At 59.3% G+C, this 21,292-nt stretch carries 21 protein-coding genes; 14 read left to right on the forward strand and 7 right to left on the reverse strand.

Annotated elements, in window-relative coordinates:
* Positions 1-69: 69 nt before the first annotated feature.
* Positions 70-639, reverse strand: a complete 570-nt coding sequence (locus tag ACEWL3_RS04205) for a GcrA family cell cycle regulator (RefSeq protein ID WP_386177774.1) — start codon at positions 637-639, stop codon at positions 70-72.
* Positions 640-713: 74 nt separating this feature from the next.
* The gene (locus ACEWL3_RS04210) at positions 714-986 is read right to left on the reverse strand and encodes a hypothetical protein (RefSeq protein WP_435000507.1); all 273 of its coding nucleotides are present in this window, start codon (positions 984-986) and stop codon (positions 714-716) included.
* A 375-nt stretch (positions 987-1,361) separates the two neighbouring features.
* Here ACEWL3_RS04210 and ACEWL3_RS04215 point away from each other — a divergent pair, with 375 nt between their 5' ends.
* The 3 genes from ACEWL3_RS04215 to ACEWL3_RS04225 all read left to right on the forward strand — a co-directional run bounded on the left by ACEWL3_RS04215 (position 1,362) and on the right by ACEWL3_RS04225 (position 4,515).
* A complete protein-coding gene (locus tag ACEWL3_RS04215) occupies positions 1,362-2,537 on the forward strand; it encodes an aspartate aminotransferase family protein (RefSeq protein ID WP_386177776.1) in 1,176 nt (391 codons plus the stop codon).
* Positions 2,538-2,612: 75 nt separating this feature from the next.
* Positions 2,613-3,518 (forward strand): ornithine carbamoyltransferase, encoded by a 906-nt coding sequence (gene argF / locus ACEWL3_RS04220; RefSeq protein ID WP_386177778.1) that lies wholly within the window; start codon positions 2,613-2,615, stop codon positions 3,516-3,518.
* The gene (locus tag ACEWL3_RS04225; RefSeq protein ID WP_386177780.1) at positions 3,508-4,515 is read left to right on the forward strand and encodes a 2-dehydropantoate 2-reductase; all 1,008 of its coding nucleotides are present in this window, start codon (positions 3,508-3,510) and stop codon (positions 4,513-4,515) included. The genes argF and ACEWL3_RS04225 overlap by 11 nt, the downstream gene beginning before the upstream one ends.
* Before the next feature lie 6 nt (positions 4,516-4,521).
* Here the strand turns inward: ACEWL3_RS04225 and ACEWL3_RS04230 are convergent, their stop codons facing one another.
* The gene (locus tag ACEWL3_RS04230; RefSeq protein ID WP_386177782.1) at positions 4,522-5,469 is read right to left on the reverse strand and encodes a GlxA family transcriptional regulator; all 948 of its coding nucleotides are present in this window, start codon (positions 5,467-5,469) and stop codon (positions 4,522-4,524) included.
* A 92-nt stretch (positions 5,470-5,561) separates the two neighbouring features.
* On the opposite strand from ACEWL3_RS04230, the gene bcoG reads away from it, so the two are divergent.
* From bcoG to ACEWL3_RS04250, 4 genes are read left to right on the forward strand one after another with little or no spacing between them, the layout of a single operon-like run.
* The gene (gene bcoG, locus ACEWL3_RS04235) at positions 5,562-6,473 is read left to right on the forward strand and encodes a 3-dehydrocarnitine:acetyl-CoA trimethylamine transferase BcoG (protein WP_386177784.1); all 912 of its coding nucleotides are present in this window, start codon (positions 5,562-5,564) and stop codon (positions 6,471-6,473) included.
* On the forward strand, positions 6,470-7,009 hold the full coding sequence (locus ACEWL3_RS04240; protein ID WP_386177786.1) for a lipocalin family protein: 540 nt from the start codon (positions 6,470-6,472) through the stop codon (positions 7,007-7,009). The genes bcoG and ACEWL3_RS04240 overlap by 4 nt, the downstream gene beginning before the upstream one ends.
* Entirely contained in the window at positions 7,006-8,478 is a 1,473-nt protein-coding gene (locus tag ACEWL3_RS04245; protein WP_386177788.1) for a carnitine 3-dehydrogenase, read from the forward strand. The genes ACEWL3_RS04240 and ACEWL3_RS04245 overlap by 4 nt, the downstream gene beginning before the upstream one ends.
* Positions 8,475-9,221 (forward strand): SDR family oxidoreductase, encoded by a 747-nt coding sequence (locus tag ACEWL3_RS04250; protein ID WP_386177789.1) that lies wholly within the window; start codon positions 8,475-8,477, stop codon positions 9,219-9,221. The genes ACEWL3_RS04245 and ACEWL3_RS04250 overlap by 4 nt, the downstream gene beginning before the upstream one ends.
* A gap of 2 nt (positions 9,222-9,223) precedes the next feature.
* Here the strand turns inward: ACEWL3_RS04250 and ACEWL3_RS04255 are convergent, their stop codons facing one another.
* Positions 9,224-10,084 carry a helix-turn-helix domain-containing protein gene (locus ACEWL3_RS04255; RefSeq protein WP_386177940.1) on the reverse strand — a complete coding sequence of 287 codons (861 nt, stop codon included), beginning with the start codon at positions 10,082-10,084 and terminating at the stop codon, positions 9,224-9,226.
* Positions 10,085-10,194: 110 nt separating this feature from the next.
* Between ACEWL3_RS04255 and ACEWL3_RS04260 the strand changes: the two genes are divergently transcribed.
* On the forward strand, positions 10,195-11,145 hold the full coding sequence (locus ACEWL3_RS04260) for a fatty acid desaturase (RefSeq protein WP_386177791.1): 951 nt from the start codon (positions 10,195-10,197) through the stop codon (positions 11,143-11,145).
* Between the two features lie 14 nt (positions 11,146-11,159).
* The gene (locus ACEWL3_RS04265) at positions 11,160-12,077 is read left to right on the forward strand and encodes a DMT family transporter (protein WP_386177793.1); all 918 of its coding nucleotides are present in this window, start codon (positions 11,160-11,162) and stop codon (positions 12,075-12,077) included.
* Between the two features lie 16 nt (positions 12,078-12,093).
* Here the strand turns inward: ACEWL3_RS04265 and ACEWL3_RS04270 are convergent, their stop codons facing one another.
* Both ACEWL3_RS04270 and ACEWL3_RS04275 read right to left on the reverse strand, forming a co-directional pair.
* A complete protein-coding gene (locus tag ACEWL3_RS04270) occupies positions 12,094-13,575 on the reverse strand; it encodes an inorganic phosphate transporter (protein WP_386177795.1) in 1,482 nt (493 codons plus the stop codon).
* Between the two features lie 115 nt (positions 13,576-13,690).
* Complete coding sequence (locus ACEWL3_RS04275; RefSeq protein ID WP_386177797.1) at positions 13,691-14,149, reverse strand: NUDIX hydrolase; 459 nt, start codon at positions 14,147-14,149, stop codon at positions 13,691-13,693.
* Between the two features lie 152 nt (positions 14,150-14,301).
* On the opposite strand from ACEWL3_RS04275, the gene gnd reads away from it, so the two are divergent.
* Positions 14,302-15,723 (forward strand): NADP-dependent phosphogluconate dehydrogenase, encoded by a 1,422-nt coding sequence (gnd, locus tag ACEWL3_RS04280; protein ID WP_386177799.1) that lies wholly within the window; start codon positions 14,302-14,304, stop codon positions 15,721-15,723.
* Positions 15,724-15,725: 2 nt separating this feature from the next.
* Here gnd and truA read toward each other — a convergent pair whose 3' ends face one another.
* A complete protein-coding gene (gene truA, locus ACEWL3_RS04285; RefSeq protein ID WP_386177801.1) occupies positions 15,726-16,493 on the reverse strand; it encodes a tRNA pseudouridine(38-40) synthase TruA in 768 nt (255 codons plus the stop codon).
* A 90-nt stretch (positions 16,494-16,583) separates the two neighbouring features.
* Between truA and ACEWL3_RS04290 the strand changes: the two genes are divergently transcribed.
* The 4 genes from ACEWL3_RS04290 to ACEWL3_RS04305 are packed head-to-tail and all read left to right on the forward strand — an operon-like array spanning position 16,584 to position 21,062.
* Entirely contained in the window at positions 16,584-17,999 is a 1,416-nt protein-coding gene (locus ACEWL3_RS04290; protein WP_386177803.1) for a YcjX family GTP-binding protein, read from the forward strand.
* The gene (locus ACEWL3_RS04295; protein ID WP_386177805.1) at positions 17,996-18,439 is read left to right on the forward strand and encodes a GNAT family N-acetyltransferase; all 444 of its coding nucleotides are present in this window, start codon (positions 17,996-17,998) and stop codon (positions 18,437-18,439) included. The genes ACEWL3_RS04290 and ACEWL3_RS04295 overlap by 4 nt, the downstream gene beginning before the upstream one ends.
* Positions 18,439-19,446 carry a YcjF family protein gene (locus ACEWL3_RS04300; RefSeq protein WP_386177807.1) on the forward strand — a complete coding sequence of 336 codons (1,008 nt, stop codon included), beginning with the start codon at positions 18,439-18,441 and terminating at the stop codon, positions 19,444-19,446. Before ACEWL3_RS04295 ends, ACEWL3_RS04300 begins: the two co-directional genes overlap by 1 nt.
* On the forward strand, positions 19,446-21,062 hold the full coding sequence (locus ACEWL3_RS04305) for an FAD-dependent oxidoreductase (protein WP_386177809.1): 1,617 nt from the start codon (positions 19,446-19,448) through the stop codon (positions 21,060-21,062). The genes ACEWL3_RS04300 and ACEWL3_RS04305 overlap by 1 nt, the downstream gene beginning before the upstream one ends.
* Positions 21,063-21,292 lie beyond the last annotated feature (230 nt).

Here is a 21,292-nt window from a genome sequence, read left to right on the forward strand (position 1 = left end):
TGCTTGTTTTCTGTCTCGTTGAATTCGGTGGCAAAGTCCCGCGATGCGGAAACCCGGCTCGATTCCGCCTTACCGCCGACGATCACGACGCGCTGACATCGGCTGGAACGCCACGCCGACATGCGCCTCGCAATAGGGTTTACCCTGTTTCACAGGCAGGCCGCAGAACCAGAAGTCCTCAGTTGCGGGATCACCCACGGGCCATTTGCAGGTCCGCTCTGTCAGTTCCATCAGGCCGATCTTTTTGGCCTTCTTCTCAACCTCATTGACCTTGGCAAGCGCTTCGGGGCTGATTTCGTTGGCTGACGGCTGTGGGGGCAGCGGCTGACCCGCTGGAATGATTTGTTTGCGCGCAGGCAGGCTTTGCTTGGGCGGCGTTGCCGATTGCGTTTGCATGATCGGCCCGTCCGGCTTGGGCGCGGCCTTGGCCTTGGGTTCAACCTTGGGGGCTGGCTTGACCTTGGCTTCAGCCTTGGCCGCCGTGCTGGTTGTGGCGCGGTTCGACAGGCCCAGACGGTGCACTTTACCGATCACGGCATTGCGGGTCACGCCGCCCAGTTCCTTTGCAATCTGGCTTGCAGACTGGCCTTCGCCCCACATCTTTTTCAGGGTCTCTACGCGATCATCGGTCCAGGACATATGGGGTTCCCCAGTTAAAAAGCGGCCCATTTCGGCGGACCGCTTTGTCATTAATCAGACGCCATTTTACCCTCTCAGGCGGTGGGCGCAAGCGTTGATCCGTCAAGCGCTGCGATGGAGCCTTTGGATATGCGGTTTAGCCGCGCCCTCACACAGCGCCGGCAACACAGCCTGGGCAGTGATGGGACCGCGCCCGTCCTTGTCCCATCGTCAGGTATCACATTGAAAAACAACATATCGTAAAGAGCGGCACAGTTCACGCCTACAAAGCTGAAAGGGGTGACAAAACTGGCCTCGGCGAACGCTGTTACATCAAAAAAGCACATACCAGAAATAGCCCGGGACATCCCAAGCCCGGCCAATAGCAGCCGTTTTGCGCCCCCTTGTACCTGCCGAACCGGCAAAACGGCAACGCACGACAAGATCAGACCCCGCGCATTATTTCTGGCAGATCTCACTTACACTACATGCAACAGCACAGAAGGCCGCAGTCGTGAAATTACCCCTTTACGCGACCGGCCTTTCCCATTTATGCAGGTCCCATGATCAACTGCGCACCTCATACAACCCGACGACGCAACCGTTAACGTTGCCCCGCGCTGCCCCATCTAGGGCTGATCCATGTGCCACGCTTTGGCACTCTTATCCCAAACCCCATTGACGCTTTGTTGCCCCCATGGCCTTCTGGCGTTTTGATGCAGCCCAATCACAGGATGATCCCGATGATCCCATCTGTTCTGCCGACCTATAACCGTGCCTCCTTGAGCTTTGTAAGAGGCGAAGGATCCTGGATGATTGAGGCGGACGGCCGACGTTTTCTTGATCTTGGGGCCGGGATTGCGGTGAATTCCCTTGGGCATGCGCACCCCGCCTTGGTCAAAGCGTTGACCGATCAGGCCCAGGCGCTGTGGCACACATCCAACCTCTACCAGATCCCGCAGCAACAGGCGCTGGCCGATCGGCTGGTTGACCATACCTTTGCCGACACGGTTTTTTTCACGAACTCCGGCACAGAGGCCTGCGAATTGGCCGTAAAGATGGCACGCAAGTATTTTTATGACAAAGGTCAGCCGGACCGGAGCGATATCATCACCTTTTCCGGGTCGTTCCATGGCCGGTCTGCGGCTGGCATTGCGGCGGCGGGGTCTGAGAAGATGACCAAGGGCTTTGGCCCACTTCTGCCCGGATTTGTGCACCTTGAGTTTGGCGACCACGATGCGCTGACGGCGGCGATCACCGAAACCACATGCGCCATCATGGTGGAGCCTGTGCAAGGCGAAGGCGGCATTCGCCCCTTGCCGGATGCCTGCCTGAAAGGCCTGCGTGACCTGTGTGATGAACATGGCATTCTGATGATCCTGGACGAGGTGCAATGCGGCGTGGGCCGTACGGGCAAGCTTTTTGCCCATGAATGGGCGGGCGTGGCACCAGACATCATGATGGTCGCAAAAGGCATTGGTGGCGGCTTTCCCCTTGGGGCGGTGCTGGCCACGGAAGACGCAGCCAGCGGCATGACCGCAGGCACCCACGGCTCCACCTATGGCGGCAATCCTTTGGGCTGTGCGGTCGGCTGTGCGGTGATGGATATCATCGCGGATCCTGCCTTTCTGGCCGAGGTGAACCGCAAATCGGGCCTCATGCGTCAGAAGCTCGAAGGATTGATAGCTGCGCATCCTGACGTGTTTGAAAGTGTGCGGGGGGCCGGCCTGATGCTGGGCCTCAAATGCAAGGTACCCAACACCGATATCGTGACAGCAGGCTACGCGCATGAGGTGATCACGGTACCGGCAGCGGACAATGTGATCCGCCTCTTGCCCCCATTGACCATCACGGACGAAGAGATCGCTCAAGCCATTGCGCGACTGGACGATGCCGCCGCCAGCCTGAGCGCGCCGTAACTTTTTTTGGCCGTATATATTCCTTTGGCTTCCTGGCGCAGTCAGCCTTCGAAAGCCTTCAGATAGAGAACATCAATGACGCATTTCTTAGACATTCACGAAACCTCACCCACCGACCTGCGGGGCATCATCGACAACGCCGCTAAGATGAAATCCGCCCGCGCAGGTCGCCCGAAAGGCGCGCCGGACGACGATCAGCCTCTGAAAGATCATATGGTCGCGCTGATCTTTGAAAAACCGTCCACACGTACCCGCGTTTCATTCGACGTGGGCGTGCGGCAGATGGGTGGGCAAACCATGGTGCTGTCAGGGGCCGACATGCAGCTGGGCCATGGCGAAACCATCGCCGACACCGCGCGGGTGCTGTCACGTTATGTCGATCTGATCATGATCCGCACGTTTGAAGAACAAACCCTGCTGGACATGGCCGAATATGCAACGGTGCCGGTCATCAACGGGCTGACCAACCGCACGCACCCCTGTCAGATCATGGCTGACATCATGACGTTTGAGGAACATAACGGCCCGATCAAGGGCAAGAAGGTGGTCTGGTCCGGCGACGGCAACAACGTCTTTGCGAGCTTTGCCCATGCAGCCAAACAATTTGATTTTGACCTCACCTTCACAGGTCCGCCCCCGCTTGATCCCGAGGCCTCGCTTGCCGGGCTTTATACGATTGAGCGTGACCCGGACAAGGCTGTGCAGGGGGCCGATCTGGTGGTCACCGACACATGGGTGTCGATGCACGATCCGCAATCGGCGCGCGAACGGCGTCACAACCAGCTGCGCGGTTATCAGGTCAATGATGCCCTTATGGCGCGGGCCAAACCGGACGCGCTGTTTATGCATTGCCTGCCCGCGCACCGCGATGATGAGGCAACAAGTGCCGTGATGGACGGCCCTCATTCGGTGATCTTCGATGAGGCCGAAAACCGTTTGCACGCGCAAAAGGCAATCATGCGCTGGTGCCTTGGTAAATAACCCGCATATCGTGGTGGCTGGTGCCGGATCCATCGGCTGTTTCGTGGGCGGTGTCCTTGCGGCGGCACGCCATAACATCACCTTGTTTTCGCGGCCGCGGTTTGCACATGAAATCCGGGCGCATGGGCTGACCCTGACGGATATTGACGGCATGGCCCAACGGGTCGATGCCGAGGGTCTGAACCTGACCGACAAACCCACCTGTTTTGCGGATGCGGACATCATTCTGGTGACTGTAAAATCTGGTGATACCGCGACGATGGCCCGCGCCATTGCGGCCCATGCGCCAGCGCAGGCCCGCGTGATCAGCCTCCAGAATGGGACTGAAAATGCTGAAACACTGCGCGCTGTGTTGGCCAATTCTGATGTGCGCGCAGGCATGGTGCCATTCAATGTTGTGCCGATGGGACAGGGTTGTTTTCACCGCGCGAGCAGTGGGGATATCATGATTGAGGCCGGAAGCGGCGCTTTGGCCCAGGCACTTCGCGTGCCGCAACTGGCGATAGAGGAAACGGCCGACATTACCCAGATCCAATGGGGCAAGTTCCTGATGAACCTCAACAATGCGCTCAATGCGCTGAGTGGTCTGACCTTGCAAAAACAATTGCGCGACCGCAGGTGGCGCAAATTGCTGGCGGACCAATGGGCCGAGGCGCTGCGCATTTTGACGGCCAGCGGCATAGAGCCGTCATCGGCAATGCCCGTGCCTGTGGGTCTGATCCCTACGATCTTGCGGCTGCCGACGCCGCTTTTTTCCTGCGTCGCGACCTCCATGCTGACGATTGATGCACAGGCGCGCACCTCGATGTCCTATGACTTGATGGCAAAGCGCAGAACTGAAATCGACGCGTTTCAGGGTCAGGTGGTGCGGATGGGGGTCAAAGCCGGCCTCGCCACACCGATCAGCGCGATGGTAGTTGACGTTATGAAGCTGGCAGAAACGGCCAAAGAGGGCCTGCCGAACCTGCCTGTCAAAGCACTGCGGCGTGAAATCTAGGGCCTGCTACTTGCGCCGTGCTGACGTTGCCGATTTTCCAAACGCTGCGCGAAATGCACGGGCAAAGCTGGCCTGCGATCCAAACCCTGTCGCCAGTGCGACATCTTGCAGGGGCAGGGCCGTTTGCGTCACCAGACGTTCTGCTTCGGCAAGGCGCAGCGACAGGTAATGCGCCTGAGGTGTTGTGGCCAGACGCGCCTTGAACTGAACCTGCAAGGCGCGCGAACTGACCCCCAATCGGCGTGCAAGTGTATGGATCGGCAGGGGGCTGTCCAATGCGGCTTCCATCATCGCATGGGCCCGCGCGGTCAACGCATTATGGGGCAGCGCGGTGCGGCGGGTTTGCGGTCGTGCAGTCGGGGTTGCCAGATCATAGATAAAGGTGGCGGCAATCTTAGCGGCGAGGGAGCCACCATGGCGGGTGCGCACCAGATGCAACATCATCTCGATCGCCGGGGCCGCCCCGGCACTGGTCAGTCTGCGCTCGCTGATCTGAAACCGGCTGTTCACCAGGTCCACCTGCGGAAATTCTTGGGCGAAATTTTCCATGTCTTCCCAATGGCAGGTGGCTTGATGGCCATCCAAAATACCCGCGCGCGCCATCACCCATGGGCCACCGTCAATGCCAGCTATGGTCGCGCCGGTACTTGCGATGCGGCGAATGCTGGCGCTGAGCGCGGGGGTTGATTGGGCCTCAAGGTCAAAGCCTGCAACGATGAGCAGAAGGTCAGTCTGTTCAATTTTGTGAATGGGTGATGCCGGGATGGACAGCCCGCTGGTCAACATCACCGGGTGATCCCGCGGGGTGGCAAAACGCCAGTCATAAAGGGGAGCGCCAGCTTGTCGGTTGGCCGCGCGCAGTGGATCGACGGCGGCGGCGAAAGACAGGGTGTTCGATCCGTCGAGCACCAGAAGGGTGACGTGGCTGGTCTTGATTTTTGCGGATTTAATCAAAGTTAGTTCGCTTTATGCAAAGTCATGGCCGCGAACCTGCGCCAAGATGCGGCCAAACGCAATCACTACCCCCCAGACAAAGGACACCGCCCATGCCGTTGACCATGAACAATGAGGTTTTCATCACCTGCGCCGTCACCGGATCGGGCGGCACCCAAGATCGCAGCCCGCATGTGCCACGCTCGCCTGCGCAAATCGCTGACAGCGCCATTGCGGCGGCACGCGCGGGGGCCGCGATTGTGCACTGCCACGTGCGTGACCCCGAAACCGGCAAGCCTAGCAGGGATCTGGCATTATACCGTGAGGTGACCGAACGTATCCGCGAATCCGAGACAGATGTGGTGTTGAACCTGACCGCAGGCATGGGCGGCGACATCATCTTTGGGCCAACCGAACATCCGATGCCGCCCGTTGAGGGCACAGATATGATCGGAGCCTCTGAGCGGGTGCAGCATATCGCCGAATGCCTGCCCGAGATCTGCACGCTTGATTGCGGCACGATGAATTTCGCTGAGGCCGATTATGTGATGACCAACACGCCCGGTATGCTGACGGCAATGGGGCGGATGATGACGCATCTGGGGGTCAAGCCCGAGATTGAGGCATTTGATACTGGCCATCTTTGGTATGCGAAACAACTGGTTAAGGACAGCGTACTGGACGCGCCCGCGCTAGTGCAGCTGTGCATGGGAGTGCCCTGGGGCGCACCGGATGATCTGAATACCTTCATGGCGATGGTCAACAATGTGCCCGATGACTGGACGTTTTCGGCCTTTGGGCTGGGGCGCAATCAGATGGCCTATGTCGCAGCGGCGGTGCTCGCCGGGGGCAACGTGCGTGTGGGACTGGAGGACAACCTGTGGCTTGCAAAAGGGCAACTGGCCGAAAACTGGCAGCTGGTCGAACGTGCGGGCACCATCATTGAAAATATGGGCGCGCGGGTGATCACCCCGGCAGAGGTGCGTGAAAAACTGGGGCTGGAAAAACGGGCTCCGAAGTCGTGATTTTGGATGGCGGCATAACGTCTGTATTACGTCGGTTTATTTCCGGTGCGGTGTTGGTCATCCTGGTTGGCTGTACGGCCCCTGTGCAACAGGTTAACGGTTACCGCGACACCAATGCGCTGATTGGCGCGACCTCGCGGTTTGATCTCGAAAGCTTTGCAGGTACGTGGACGGTGCGGGAATACTTCACCACCGAACGCGCGCTGACCGGGTTCACCATCATACCGGGGGCGGGTGACACGTTTACCTGGACCCAAACCAGTGGCCAGTCATCCGTCACATCCGGTTCTGACCAAAGTGCCACCTTGGGCACCATGATTGGGCAGGGGCGGTTCACACTGGATTGGGATGATCATGCATACTGGGTGTTATGGGTCGATGAAGGCTTCCGGACCGCGGTGATTGGCACGCCCAACGGGCGGTTCGGTTTCATCGCAGACCGCAGCCCTAAAGGCGGTGCTGACCGGATCAGGGCGGCGCGGGAGATTTTGGATTTCAATGGCTACGATGTGAGCCAACTACGGGTGCTAAAATGACGAAGACAGCAGCAATTATTGGCGGCGGGGTTATTGGCGGCGGGTGGGCCGCGCGGTTTGTGTTGAACGGCTGGAACGTGCGGGTGTTCGACCCGGACCCGGAAGCAAAACGCAAGATTGCCGAAGTCATGGGCAACGCGCGTAGGTCGTTGCCGGGGTTGACGGATGTGGCGCTGCCCGATGAGGGCGAGATCAGCTTTCATGGTTCCATTCAGGAAGCGGTTCAGGGGGCAAGCTGGATTCAGGAAAGCGTGCCAGAACGGCTGGAAATCAAGCACAAGACCTTTGGCGCGATCCAGCAGGCCTGTGACCCTGAGGCGGTGATTGGTTCGTCCACTTCGGGGTTCAAACCCAGCCAGTTGCAGGAAGGCATGGCGCGCCCCGATCAGATCATGGTCGCGCATCCGTTTAACCCGGTTTACTTGTTGCCGCTGGTTGAACTGGTCCCGCGCGAGGGGTTTGATGGGCCGCTGATTGACCGCGCCAAGAACATACTCGCGTCACTGGGCATGTACGCCCTCCACTTGAAAAAAGAGATCGACGCCCATGTGGCGGATCGGTTCCTTGAGGCGGTCTGGCGTGAAGCCTTGTGGCTGGTCAAAGACGGCATCGCCACTACCGAGGAAATCGACAACGCGATCCGCTATGGTTTTGGCATCCGCTGGGCGCAGATGGGGCTTTTTGAAACCTACCGCGTGGCGGGGGGCGAGGCAGGCATGAAACATTTCATGGCGCAGTTTGGCCCCTGTTTGCAGTGGCCGTGGACCAAATTGATGGATGTGCCGGAGTTTACCGATGAACTGGTGGACCTGATTGCAGGTCAGTCGGATGCGCAATCAGGGCATCATTCGATCCGCGAATTGGAACGTATCCGCGACACCAATCTGGTGACGATGATGCGGGGGCTGAAAGCGCAGGATTGGGGCGCGGGGGCGTTGCTGAACATTCAGGAGAAAATGATGCGCCACGGCACGGCGTTGGGCGCAGTCGCGGACGACCTGAGTGCGGATGAACCTGTGTTGACCGCCCACCGCACCGTGCCGCTGGATTGGACGGATTATAACGGACACATGACCGAAGCGCGGTATCTGCATGCCTTCGCTGATGCAACGGACAGGTTCATGGAGATCATCGGCTGCGATGCGGCCTATATTTCCAGTGGTGGCAGCTATTTCACGGCCGAAACCCACATTCGCCATCTGGACGAAGTGCACGCAGGTGCTGTCATCACCATCACCACCCGCGTGATCGAGGGCGCGGGCAAAAAGATGCACCTGTGGCACGAGATGCGCGAAGGGGAGCGGATGCTGGCGACGGGGGAGCATTTTCTGCTGCATGTGTCGCTGGAGACCCGCAAGCCATCAACACCCAGTTCGGCGATTGAGGCTGCATTGGGACGGTTTGCGGCGGGCCATGCCCGGTTGCCGAAACCAATTGGGCTTGGTCGTGCCATCGGTGCGCCACGGTGAAGCGGTGTTTAATTACGGCGGGGGCCTCCGGGATCGGGCGCGCCATGGCCGAGGGGTTCGACGCCGCAGGTTTTGAGGTGTGGGTGACGGACGTGGACGCCACCGCGCTGGCGGCCTGTCCTGATCACTGGCATGCGGAGCGGGCAAATGCGGCAGACGAGGCGGACATGCGGGCGGTGTTTGCACAGCTTGATGGCCTCGACGTGCTGTGCGCGAATGCGGGTATCGCAGGGCCAACGGCATTGGTCGAAGATGTGGCGCTGGATGATTGGCGCGCCTGTGTCAGCGTCAATCTGGAAGGGGCTTTTCTGGCGGCGAAATATGCGGCCCCTTTGATGAAAGTTGCGCGCAGCGGTTCCATTGTGGTCACCTCGTCCACAGCGGGCCTTTATGGCTATCCGAACCGCGCGCCCTATGCGGCGGCAAAATGGGGTATGATCGGGCTGATGAAGACCCTTGCGATGGAGTTGGGGCCGTTTGGCATTCGCGCCAATGCAATCTGTCCGGGTGCAGTCGAGGGGCCGCGCATGGAAGGCGTTCTGGCACGCGAAGCCGCAGCCAAAGGCATGACCCGCGATCAGGTCTATGACGGCTATGCTGTCGGCACCTCGATGCGGTCATTCGTTGAGGCCCGCGATATCGCAAATATGGCGGTGTTTCTGGGCTCGGACGCGGCGCGGTTGGTGTCAGGGCAGGTGATCGCCGTCGATGGCCACACGGAGAACCCCGACCCGAAGGTCTGACCTTAGCGGATCAACGCGCGCATGTCGGTGAGGAAATCAGGAAAGTCACGGGCGGTGCGCTGGGCCTCGCGCACAAGTAAATCAAAATCACCGGTGAAGGTTTCGATCCGTTGGCTGTCGCGAAATGCCATGTAATGGCCACCCGTGTAAAGCACAGCCAGCAGCGGGCCAAAGATGGTGATGGGTGCGGAGTAGAGGCGGCGGGCGTCAAACTGATAGATGCGCAGGCGCGGGTACAATGCGCGTGACAGCGTGATCAGCTGATCGGTCTGCGCCATCCGAATCGCGGCGGTCAGCCCGCCATAATAGCCCGTGGCGCGCACAAAGCTTTCAACCTCGTAAAGCGGCATCGCGATTTCATATTCGGAACGGGAATTGTGCATCCATTCCTGCCGGTCCCGTGATGCGTTGATGGCCTGTTGCGTGGTCCGACCCATATGCGGCCCGTATTCCCATGCGAGCATCTCATCGGTTTTCAGCATATCGGGCAAGGTGGCTGGCACATGCCGGATTTTGTAGCCAAGCGCCTCGCGGTGCCAATCAAAGATCTGTTCATCCACATGCGCGCGCGGGGCCTGCGACACTTCAAAGCTATTGGACAACAGATCAGCGGCGGATTCAGGTCGGTCCGACAGGCCCAGCAACCAGTCGCTCGAGACACCCAAAGCGCTGGCACAGGCCCCGATCAAATGGGCGCTGGGCAAGCGTGCTCCGTCATCGGTCAATGCCTGTGATAGGGTTGACCGATCTGCCTGAATGGCGCGCGCCAGACCGCTTTGGCTGGTGTTGGTCTGTTTCATTGCCACGGCCAATCGCTGGCGGAACCGGCTCGCGCGTTCAATTTTGGTCATCATATTCCGCATGCGGTGATAAATATCACAGATGGCGAACAATGTTAACCATTATCGGAATGGCGGAACGGGGTTCAGCGCGATATCACAAACGCGTTACTGACGTCCACGCAAGGCAATTGATGAATACCCCGCCGACCCTTTTTTCCAACGCCGGCAAACAGAAAGCTTCTGTCAGACGCGGAATATCAGGGTGGGACTGGCCGACGCTTTGGTTGTTTGCCGGGTGTCTGACGGTCTGGGCGACGGCACTTTGGCTGCCAGACGGCTGGGCGGGCCTCAGCTTTGGTTTGCTGATATTTACTTTGGCTCTGCATTCATCTTTGAGTCATGAGATTCTGCACGGGCATCCCTTCCGCTCAGAGCGGGCCTCGACCGCGCTGGGCCTGATCCAGCCAGGGCTGTTTGTGCCGTATCTGAGGTTCAAGCGCCTGCACCTTGCCCATCACAATGATGCCAACCTGACCGACCCCTATGATGATCCTGAGACCAATTATCTGGACCCGGGCGTTTGGGCGAGATTGCCGCGCCCGATGCAGGTTCTGCTGACGGTGAACAACACCCTTTTGGGACGTATGGTTCTGGGGCCGCTGATTGGGATGGTGAGCTTCATCCGCGCCGACCTTGGGATGATTGCCGCGGGGGACAGGCGGGTGGCACTGGATTGGCTGATCCATCTGCCCGGCGTGATCGGGGTCTTGTGGGTGGTGTCGCTGTCGGCAGTGCCGATGTGGGTCTATCTGAGCGCTTGTTATGTCGCCTTGTCGATCCTCAAGATACGCACATTTCTGGAACATCAGGCACATGCGCGTGCTTCGGGCCGCAGCGTGGTTGTCGAGGATCGCGGTCTGTTGGCGCTTTTGTTTCTGAACAACAATTTCCACGTGGTGCATCATATGCATCCAACCGTTTCATGGTACCGTTTGCCGGCGCTCTACCGCGCGCATAGATCGCGGTATCTGCGCCGCAACGATGGCTATGTGTATAGGTCCTATGCGCAGGTGTTCCGCCAGTTTCTGTTCAGACGCAAAGACCCTGTTGCACATCCGCTCTGGCAGCCGCGCGCGGATTAGCGGTATGGGAAGGGATGAACAGTCCCATTCCTGATCTCTGGATCATTGTCAGCATCGCCGCCGCGGTCTTTCAGACCGGCCGTTTCATGTTGCAAAAGCATCTGTCGACAACAACGCTGTCCGCCGCCGGGGCCACCTTTTCCCGGTTTATCTATTCCGCTCCGTTCATCCTTGGTCTGCTGGCCACCTATTTGGTAATCTCTGGCAAACCGATGCCAGCGCTCAATCTGAATTTCTGGATTTACGGCCTGTTTGGAGCGACCGCACAGATAACGGCGACGGTTTGTGTGGTGTTGCTGTTCAAACAACGCAATTTTGCTGTCGGTATCACGTTCAAGAAAACCGAAGTTATCCAGACCGTCCTGATGGGCTGGATCGTGCTGGGCGAAGGCGTCACGCTGATTGGTTTTGCCGCAATCGCCCTAGGCATTGTGGGATTGCTGTTGCTGTCGGGCGGCGAGGACGCGCAAGGCTGGCACATGGGTCAGGTGAACAAACGGGCGGCGGCCCTTGGGATCGCGTCCGGTTTCTTGTTCTCGATCTCGGCAGTTACCTACCGGGGCGCAAGCCTGACGATTATCGAAGATGATCCGATTTTGCGCGCCACCATCACATTGGCCGCTGTGGTTGTGATGCAAACGCTGATCATGATGGTCTGGCTGCGGCTTCGTGAACCGGGCCAGATGCGCGCGGTCTGGTCTGCGCGGCGTGTTGCCGTGTGGATTGGGCTGACATCGATGGGCGGCAGCCTGTGCTGGTTCATCGCGTTCACCTTGCAGAACGCAGCCTATGTCAAAGCGCTGGGGCAGGTGGAGTTGATCCTGAGCGTCGCGGCCTCAACCTTGTTTTTTCACGAACGCATTACGGGGCGTGAATGGGCGGGGATGGCGGTGTTGGCGGCCTCCATCCTCATGCTGGTGCTGGTAATCTGAGGCGGACATCCGGGTCTCAGTTCGCTATGGCATTGAGCACCCAGAACACCAGTGCAGACATGGTCGCGGCGGCAGGCACCGTGATCACCCAAGCCGCAACAATGGTCATGAAATGCGAGCGGCGCACCAGCTTGCGGCGGCGGCGTTCTTCGGGGGCGATGCGCTTGACGGTCCCTGCCTGCACATCAGGGCTGCGCAACCGCCGTTCCATATGCCATTCGCGGTAAAAGCCCACGCCAAAGACGCCCCCCACCGCGATATGGGTTGAGCTGACGGGCAGGCCCAGCCAACTGGCGATAATCACGGTAATAGCGGCTGACAAAGCCACACAATAGGCCCGCATTGGATTAAGCTTGGTGATCTGGCTGCCGACCATGCGGATCAGTTTGGGACCAAAAAGAAACAGCCCGAAGGAGATGCCAAAGGCCCCGATGACCATGACCCAAAGCGGGATCACCACCTTGGCCTCGGACACCCCGAACTCTGTTGCATGCACAATCGCCGCTAGTGGGCCCACGGCGTTGGCCACGTCATTGGCCCCATGCGCAAAGCTGAGCAGGGCGGCAGAGAACACCAGCGGCAGACCAAAGAGCAGCTTGACCGACTTATTGCGGTTTTCCATGCCTTCGGATTTGCGCCGGATCATCGGTGTCGATATCGCAAAGGCCAGAGCCCCGACAACAGCGCCAATCAACAGCGCCGTGGGCATGTCAACGTCGATCACCTTCTTAAGGCCTTTGAGCGCCAGATAGACGGCAAAAACCCCGGCCATAATGCCCACCAGCACGGGGACCCAAATGCGTGCCGCGGCGATCTTGTCTTGTTGGTAGATGATGCGCGCCTTGATGAACGCCAGAAACAGGGCAGCGACACCACCGCCCAGCACCGGAGAAATGACCCAGCTTGCGGCGATCAGGCTCATGGACGACCAGTTGACCGCACCAAGGCCCGCGGCGGCAATACCTGCCCCCATGACGCCGCCAACCACGGAATGTGTGGTGGACACCGGCGCACCGACCCATGTCGCCAGGTTGACCCACAAAGCAGACGAGATCAGCGCCGCCATCATCGCCCAGACAAAGACTTTTGTATCCGCGATAGAGGCTGGATCAATGATGCCCTTTGAGATGGTCGAGACAACATCGCCGCCAGCCAAAAGCGCCCCGGCACTTTCGCACAGTGCGGCAATCAGGATCGCACCGCCCATAGTCAGCGCGTTGGCCCCCACCGCCGGCCCCATATTATTGGCCACATCATTGGCACCGATGTTCACGGCCATGTAGGCCCCGAAAATCGCCGCCACGACAACGACAAAACTTACCGGCGTTTGGCCAAAGAAAACGGCCGCAGCAACACCGGCCAGCACCATGAACGCAAGCGCGATGCCCATGCCGACCATCGGGCGTCCGACATAGGCGGTGGCCAGTTCAACTTGACTGATGCGGTTAAGGTCTGTGTCCAGCGTTTTCCACTGGCTGCCTTGCGGTGCGTTGGCCATGCCCAGTTATCCCCCCGGAAACATAATTGGTCGCGGATGAGGTGACATAGACCGCGTGCCCGTGCAAGCGCGTCATTGCAGGTCTGTTACAAAATGGTGACGTTCAACAGGGGGGCTAAAGAGCGCGCAAAATCGCCTTGAGATCAGGCTCGTCCACCAGATCTGCGGCCTCTTGCGGGGCAAACCATGCGCGTTTTCGCAGGTTCGAATCTGGATATTCCTCGCTGAGATTGCGCACGCGGGTCAGATATACCCGCGCCTCAACCGGCACTGTCATGCCTTCGCCAAGACCTTTGTCGTATGCGTAAAGGCCGACCGGTTCTGATTCTATGTCGGCCTTTTTGACACCGGCTTCTTCCCAGGCTTCCTGCAAAGCCGCACCGGGCCCGTCGAGCCCGTCAATTGGCCAGCCCTTGGGCACGATCCAGCGTCCGGTATCCCGACTTGTGATCAGCAGAACACGTTTGCCTTCGTCCGTATCACGGTAACAAAGTGCGGCAACCTGCACCCGTTTGGGTCGGCGCAATATCGGCATGAACATATCTGCCCATGCGCGTTTAAAAACGTGCATCATAATGAGTATCCAGAGTGCCTCAGGTTTTGTTTATTATTCTTAACACCTGTGTATAACTCAATTTTCAATTGAAATCAAATTGTTGAACTGGTCTTGCGCTGCGCGATCTGCCGTATCACTCTTGATCTGTCAAAAAAGGGGCAAGAGGCTTTATGAACAAGACCAAGAGCGGCGCGGATATTGGCGTCTATGGGTTGGGGACGATGGGCTCCGCTTTGGCACTTAATCTTGCAGATCACGGATTTGAAGTGGCGGTTTGCAACCGAGAGAGCGATTGGGTTACCGCGTTCATCGACGAAGCGGGGCCCTTGGCACCCAAACTGACCGGCACCAAGGCGCTTGAAGACTTTGTCAAAGCCATCGCACAGCCGCGCAGCATCTTGTTCATGATCCCCTCTGGTGAACCGATGGATGAGATGATTGAGGCGATCACCCCCTTGCTGAGTGAGGGCGACACGATCATTGACGGCGGCAACGCTGATTTCAACGCGACGCGCCGCCGATCCGCTGCAATGGCGGAATCGGGATTGCATTTTGTTGGAATGGGCGTGTCCGGGGGGGAAGAAGGCGCGCGCCACGGACCATCCCTGATGGTGGGTGGGTCCGATCATTCGTGGCAACAGCTGCGACCGATGGCAGAGGCGATTGCGGCCAAATTTGAGAACGATCCTTGCGTGGCGCATCTGGGCCCGGATGGTGCGGGGCATTTCGTAAAGACTGTGCACAACGGCATCGAATACGCCGATATGCAGATGATCGCAGAGGTTTATGGGATGCTGCGCGATGCAGGTGGGCAAGGCGCGCACGAGATCGGAGCGCTCTTTGAGCGGTGGCAAGAGGGGCCGCTGTCTTCGTACCTGATTGAGGTATCAGCCGCAGCGCTGCAATCGACGGACAGCAGAACCGGCAAGCCGATGGTTGATGTGATCCGCGATCAGGCCGGACAAAAAGGTACAGGACGTTGGACGTTGATCGAAGCCTTGAAACTGGGGCAGTCGGCCAGCACCATTGAGGCTGCGGTGGGCGCACGCGGGTGGTCGTCTGAAAAAGATACCCGATTGATGGCCGAACCGCTGTCGGCGGCAGGTGTGCAGGACGTGGATATGCCCGGCGACGATGATCTGGAAATGGCACTGCTTGTGGGCCGTATTCTGGCCCATGCGCAAGGGTTCCGCCTCTTGTCGGCGGCCTCCGAGGAATTTGAATGGTCGCTCGACATGGCGCGGATATCCGAGATCTGGCGTGCCGGGTGCATCATTCGTTCAGCGCTGTTGGATGATTTTGCGGATGCGTTTCGCAGCGATTTGCCTGCCGGTCACCTCATTCTTGCGCCTACGATGCGTGCGCGAGTGGCTGACAGCATCGGTGCCCTGCGCCGGGTGGTCGCGGCGGGCGTGTCGTTGGGTGTCGCCTTGCCGGCGCTGTCGGCATCATTAGCATGGTACGACACAATGCGCCGGGGACGTGGCACCGCCAACCTTATTCAGGCACAGCGTGATTTCTTTGGGGCGCATGGGTTTGACCGGGTGGATGAAGAGGGCAAGTTTCACGGCGACTGGAACGCGTTACCCTAATCTTACGCAAATGGATCGGTGGGATAGGACACCCCGGCCAGATACAATCCATGCGGTGGGCACACCGTGCCACAGGCCGCACGGTCGCGGGCATCAAGGGCGGTCTGGACATCCGCAGGCGTCCATGACCCCGCCCCGACAAGTTCCAGCGTCCCCACAAAGCTACGCACCTGATTGTGCAGGAACGACCGCGCGCGGACGTCAAAATGCACTTCGGTTCCGGCAATTGTCTCGACCCGCGTTACGCGAAGATGATCCAGCGTTTTGACGGGGCTGTCGGCCTGACAGATGGTCGACCGAAACGTCGTGAAGTCATGTTTGCCCAATAAGATGTTTGCGCCCTCCTGCATCGCATCCACGTCCAAATCATTTTTGACCTGCCAGACCAGACCCGCCTGATGGGTCGCCGGGGCGCGGCGGCACAGGATGCGAAAGAGGTAGCGGCGTTCAAGTGCTGCGAAGCGTGCGTGAAAATCATGCCCTACGGCGGCACAATCCACAATCGCAACAGGCTGCGGTTTAAGGTGGTAATTCAAAGCCTCTGACAATCGAAATGGATCCCATTGCGCGCTCATGTCACAATGCGCCACCTGACCCAGAGCATGTACGCCCGCATCGGTGCGCCCGGCGGCGGCGATCTTGTGATCGTGCGGTTCCAATTTGGCCAGCGCCGCCTCAACCGCACCCTGCACCGAAGCCAGCGATGTCTGGCGCTGCCAACCCACAAATGGCGCGCCGTTGTATTCAATTTTCAGGGCATAGCGGGGCATTTGCAGCGTCTAGCGTGGTGGCCTGCTTCTGGCAATCCCTGTGCCGGACCCTTATGTTGCGGCAAGGACAATTTTGAGGCGGGTGCAGTTTTGGTTATCTCACGCATTGCCGATGGCATCTGGCGGCAGGTTGAGGCGGTGCAGGACACCGTGTCAGAGACCTTTTTCGAGCCGGTGATCCGGTTGGGCGTGACCGGGCTTGCGCGGTCCGGCAAGACGGTTTTTATTACGTCACTTGTGGCAAACCTGCTGGACCGGGGGCGGATGCCGGGGCTGTTGGCCGCATCCGAGGGCCGGATTGAGGCCGCGTTTTTACAGCCACAACCCGACGACACCATCCCACGCTTTGATTATGAGGCGCATTTGGGGGCGCTGACGGGTCCGACGCCACATTGGCCGGACAGCACACGGGCCATTTCTGAACTGCGATTGTCGCTCAAGGTGCGGCCCAACGGGCTGCTTGCCGGCCTGCAGGGGCCGCGCACCATTCACCTTGATATCGTGGATTACCCCGGCGAATGGCTGCTTGATCTTGCGCTTATGGACATCAGCTATACAAACTGGTCGGCGCAGGTTCTGGGGCGTATTGAGACCCGTGAAGAAGCGATCGAGTATCGTGCGTTGGTTGCCAAGACAGATCCGCAAACCAAGCTAGAAGAGACAGAGGCCAAATCACTTGCCGCATCCTTTGCCGCGTATCTGCAAAGGGCGCGGGCAAGTGGGTATTCCGATTGCACACCGGGGCGGTTTTTGTTGCCCGGTGATCTGGCGGGATCGCCGGTACTGACTTTTGCACCGCTGCCGGGCACCGATACCGGGCCGCGCGGGTCGCTGATCCGGGAAATGGCGCGGCGGTTTGAGGCGTATAAGCGACAGGTCGTTCTTCCGTTTTTTAGGGACCATTTTGCGCGCATCGACCGTCAGGTGGTGCTGGTTGACGCATTGGGTGCCATCAATCAGGGCCCGCGGGCGGTCGAGGATCTGCGCGCAGCAATGGCCGAGATTCTTGCGGCGTTTCGGCCCGGTCGCAATGGTTTTCTGAGCAGTCTTTTGGGTGGCAAGAGGGTTGAGAAAATCCTATTTGCGGCCACCAAGGCGGATCATTTGCATCATGTACAGCACCCGCGCCTGACCGCGATCATGGAGGCATTGACCCGTGAGGCGCGCGACCGGGCGCAATATGCAGGTGCGGGCACTGCAGCGATGGCAATTGCATCCTTGCGTGCCACGACCGAGGCCACAATGAGCCATGACGGCGAGACATTGGAGGTGGTGCGCGGCACCCTGCTTGAGACCGGCAAAGAGGCCGCTTTTTATCCTGGTGATTTGCCGCAAGACCCTGCACATCTGCTTAATCCGGCGCGCAAGGGGGCGGAAAAATGGCTGGATCAGGATTATCAGGTGATGCGCTTTGCCCCGGCACCCCTGAACCTCAAGCCCGGTGACGGACCGCCGCATATCCGGCTCGACAGAGTGGCGGAATTTTTGATTGGGGATCGGTTGTGACCCACCTGCGCCCGGCACGCACAACAGACGCTGGCACCGTTGGCGCGATATTGTCTGAATTTGCAGAAACAACCAGCTGGATGCCGAGCCTGCATACGCGGGCCGAAAACATCGCCCATGCCGGTCATTTGATAGACCGGGGATGGGTGACAGTGGCCGAACACGACGGGGGTGTGGTTGGGTTTATTGCCAGTGATGGCACCGAGATTGATGCGCTTTATGTGACCCGAAGTGTCAGAGGACACGGTGTTGGATCGGCGCTTCTCGATGACGCGCGGGCCAAGGCGGCGCATCTGAGCCTTTGGACGTTTCAGGTCAATGTGCGGGCGTGCGCGTTTTATGAACGCCATGGGTTTGTCGAGGTGGCACGCACCGATGGCAGCAATACAGATGAGAAACTGCCCGATGTCCGGTATGAATGGAAAGTGGAGGCCGCGTGATGGCAAAAGGACCCGTCCTTTTTGATCTTGAAAAAGACAGCAAACCGCGTCCGGCCGTGTCAGAGGCCCCTCCGGTTCCTGATCTCACGGTCCCTGCGCCGCAGGGTCAGGCGATGCAGATCGCAGCGCGGTTGGCGGCGCGCAAACCCTCACTGTTGATGCGGCTCTTTTGGGCGCTCGGTGGCGCGCTGGTTGCGGCGCTTGTGTCCATCGCAGCGTGGAATTTTGTGACCAACCTGATCGCGCGCTATCCGTTGCTTGGCTGGGCGATGACGGTGCTGATCGCCGCATTTCTGCTGGTGCTGGCGCTGATATGTTTGCGCGAGATAGCGGCATTTGGTCGGTTGGCGCGGCTTGACGGATTGCGCCATGAGGCCGGTGAAGCATTGGCGCAAGGGGATTTGACGGCGGCACGCAATGTCACGGACCATTTGGTAAGTCTTTATAAAGGGCGCGAAGACACCCGCTGGGGCCGGGACCGTCTGGCAGAATTGCGCGGTGATCAATTGGATGCACAAGGGTTGCTGGCGCTGGCGGAAGTCGAGTTGCTGGCCCCGCTGGACCGCGCCGCCAGCCGTGAGGTCGAAGCCGCAGCCCGGCAGGTTGCAACGGTCACCGCGCTGGTGCCGATAGCGCTTGCGGACGTTGCCGCGGCCCTGACCAGCAATTTGCGGATGATCCGGCGCGTAGCCGAAGTCTATGGTGGGCGGTCTGGATTTTTCGGGTCTTGGCGGCTGACCCGTGCGGTGCTGTCCCATCTGGTGGCCACCGGGGCCGTGGCGGTGGGTGATGACATGCTTGAGCCGATCCTTGGTGGGTCTTTGTTGGGCAAGCTAAGCCGCCGCTTTGGTGAGGGGCTGGTAAACGGGGCACTGACCGCCCGTGTTGGCGTGGCCGCGATTGAAGTCTGCAGGCCATTGCCGTTCGCAGCCGAAAAGCGCCCCAAAGTGCGCACTATCATCAAGCGAAGCCTTGGTGGGTTGTTTGGTCAGGGAAAGGAAAGCTGATGGAAAGTTTTGCTGACGATCTGGCCACCATGGTGCGCACGCCGTTGAGCCAAAGCCACGTCGCGGCGATGCGCAAGGTCGGGACCATCAGCGACTTCAAGAGCGGCGACATGGTGCAAGAACCGGGCGCTGTGATGGATCAGTTGCACTACGTGCTGGAAGGCGAGGTTGAGGCCGTTGACCCGCGCACATCCGAGCGAATGGGAAATGCAACACTTGGCGCGGGTCAGTTTTTTGGCGATCTGCAGTTCTTGTCGGGTGGTGTGTCATTGGCTGGTGCACGCGCTGTCAGGGACAGCAAGGTTCTGTGTGTGCCGCGTCAGGACATGCTGAGCCTGATGTCGGACATGCCGGAGATGAGCGATATTGTCGTCACCGTTCTGGCGGCGCGGCGCAGGCGGGCGGTCGAACACGCTGACAGTGCGCTGACGCTGCTGGGGGGTGAGGAAAGCGCTGACATTCGGCGGATTGCCAGTTTTGCCGCACGCAACCGAATTCCCTACCGCGAAGTCGCGATCACGTCTGATGAGGGCAATGATCTGGCCGCGCGTTGTCAGATTGACCGGGCCTATCCGGCAGTTATTTTTGGCAAAGACCAGAAAATCGAACCGCACACGCCAGAGGCCGTTGCCGCAGTGATCGGACTGGGTCTGGCGGTTCAGACGGATGATCTTTTCGACGTGCTGATTGTTGGGGGCGGACCATCTGGCGTGGCAGCAGGGGTTTATGCCGGAGCGGAAGGTCTGAGCGCGCTTGTGTTGGAGGATATGGCAATTGGCGGACAGGCCGGCACATCCAGCCGCATCGAAAATTACATGGGCTTTCCAACGGGCATTTCGGGCGGAGATCTGGTGGGGCGCGGTGAGGTGCAGGCGATGAAATTCGGCACGCGATTTGCCGTACCACACCGGGCGACAGATCTGACCCAATGCGAGAAAAAGCGGTTTCATGTGGCGCTGGAAAATGGCCAGTCTGTCAGCGCGCGCAGCTTGATTGTGGCAACAGGTGTGCAGTATCGGCGCATGCCTCTGGACAGGTTAGAGGAGTTTGAGGGGTCGGGCGTTTACTATTCCGCAACTGAAGTCGAGGCGCGGTGGTGCAAAGGATCGGATGTTGCAATCATCGGTGGCGGCAATTCTGCAGGGCAGGCTGCGATGTATCTGACGCGCTATGCCACCCATGTGCATGTGTTGGTGCGCGGCCCGTCGCTGGCGTCATCGATGTCAGATTATCTTCTGAGCCGTCTGAATGCGCACCCCAACATCACCGTGCACACCCAGACGGAAGTGACGGAATTGCACGGCGAAACCGGCCTGAACGCGGTCAAACTACATGATCGTCTGGGCGGTCAGGACTGGACGCTCAAGGTAGCCGCGCTTTTTATCATGGTGGGTGCGGCACCAAATACCGACTGGTTGTCAGGATTGGTTGATCTGGATGACAAGGGATTTGTGCGCACCGGGTCGGAGGTCGGCGGTGCCACCCAGTATGAGACATCCTTGCCGGGTGTGTTCGCTGTTGGTGATGTCCGCGCAGGGTCGGTCAAGAGGGTGGCCAGCGCCGTGGGCGAGGGATCAGTGGTCATGTCCGCCGTATGGGCGCATGTGAATGAATGATCGCTACACCCCCTCGGACGGCGGTGCACGGGGGCGATTGTTGACGGTATTTAAGAAAGGGTGAAGCGATGGCCTTGGGGCTTGTCGGGACCGGGGCCGCTGCTTATAAGCGCCGCATGACCCGTTTTGCTGCGATCATTATTCGAATTATAACCCCGGCGCTCTGATATTTTGAGACGCCGGGCTTGAGGTGTTTGAGCCGCTCGCACCCAGATCATCCATCCCGTAAA

This window comes from Sulfitobacter sediminivivens (genome assembly GCF_042611115.2).
Taxonomy (GTDB): domain Bacteria; phylum Pseudomonadota; class Alphaproteobacteria; order Rhodobacterales; family Rhodobacteraceae; genus Sulfitobacter; species Sulfitobacter sediminivivens.

Excerpts from the sequence above, each read along its gene's own strand:
- ACEWL3_RS04255 (WP_386177940.1), bottom strand. The coding sequence starts at position 10,084 with ATGCGGAATATGATGACCAAAATTGAACGCGCGAGCCGGTTCCGCCAG.
- ACEWL3_RS04205 (WP_386177774.1), bottom strand. The coding sequence starts at position 639 with ATGTCCTGGACCGATGATCGCGTAGAGACCCTGAAAAAGATGTGGGGC.
- argF (WP_386177778.1), top strand. The coding sequence starts at position 2,613 with ATGACGCATTTCTTAGACATTCACGAAACCTCACCCACCGACCTGCGG.
- truA (WP_386177801.1), bottom strand. The coding sequence starts at position 16,493 with ATGCCCCGCTATGCCCTGAAAATTGAATACAACGGCGCGCCATTTGTG.
- ACEWL3_RS04210 (WP_435000507.1), bottom strand. The coding sequence starts at position 986 with ATGTCCCGGGCTATTTCTGGTATGTGCTTTTTTGATGTAACAGCGTTC.
- ACEWL3_RS04265 (WP_386177793.1), top strand. The coding sequence starts at position 11,160 with ATGAACAGTCCCATTCCTGATCTCTGGATCATTGTCAGCATCGCCGCC.
- ACEWL3_RS04215 (WP_386177776.1), top strand. The coding sequence starts at position 1,362 with ATGATCCCATCTGTTCTGCCGACCTATAACCGTGCCTCCTTGAGCTTT.
- ACEWL3_RS04270 (WP_386177795.1), bottom strand. The coding sequence starts at position 13,575 with ATGGCCAACGCACCGCAAGGCAGCCAGTGGAAAACGCTGGACACAGAC.
- bcoG (WP_386177784.1), top strand. The coding sequence starts at position 5,562 with ATGCCGTTGACCATGAACAATGAGGTTTTCATCACCTGCGCCGTCACC.
- ACEWL3_RS04275 (WP_386177797.1), bottom strand. The coding sequence starts at position 14,149 with ATGATGCACGTTTTTAAACGCGCATGGGCAGATATGTTCATGCCGATA.
- gnd (WP_386177799.1), top strand. The coding sequence starts at position 14,302 with ATGAACAAGACCAAGAGCGGCGCGGATATTGGCGTCTATGGGTTGGGG.
- ACEWL3_RS04260 (WP_386177791.1), top strand. The coding sequence starts at position 10,195 with ATGAATACCCCGCCGACCCTTTTTTCCAACGCCGGCAAACAGAAAGCT.
- ACEWL3_RS04300 (WP_386177807.1), top strand. The coding sequence starts at position 18,439 with ATGGCAAAAGGACCCGTCCTTTTTGATCTTGAAAAAGACAGCAAACCG.
- ACEWL3_RS04245 (WP_386177788.1), top strand. The coding sequence starts at position 7,006 with ATGACGAAGACAGCAGCAATTATTGGCGGCGGGGTTATTGGCGGCGGG.
- ACEWL3_RS04305 (WP_386177809.1), top strand. The coding sequence starts at position 19,446 with ATGGAAAGTTTTGCTGACGATCTGGCCACCATGGTGCGCACGCCGTTG.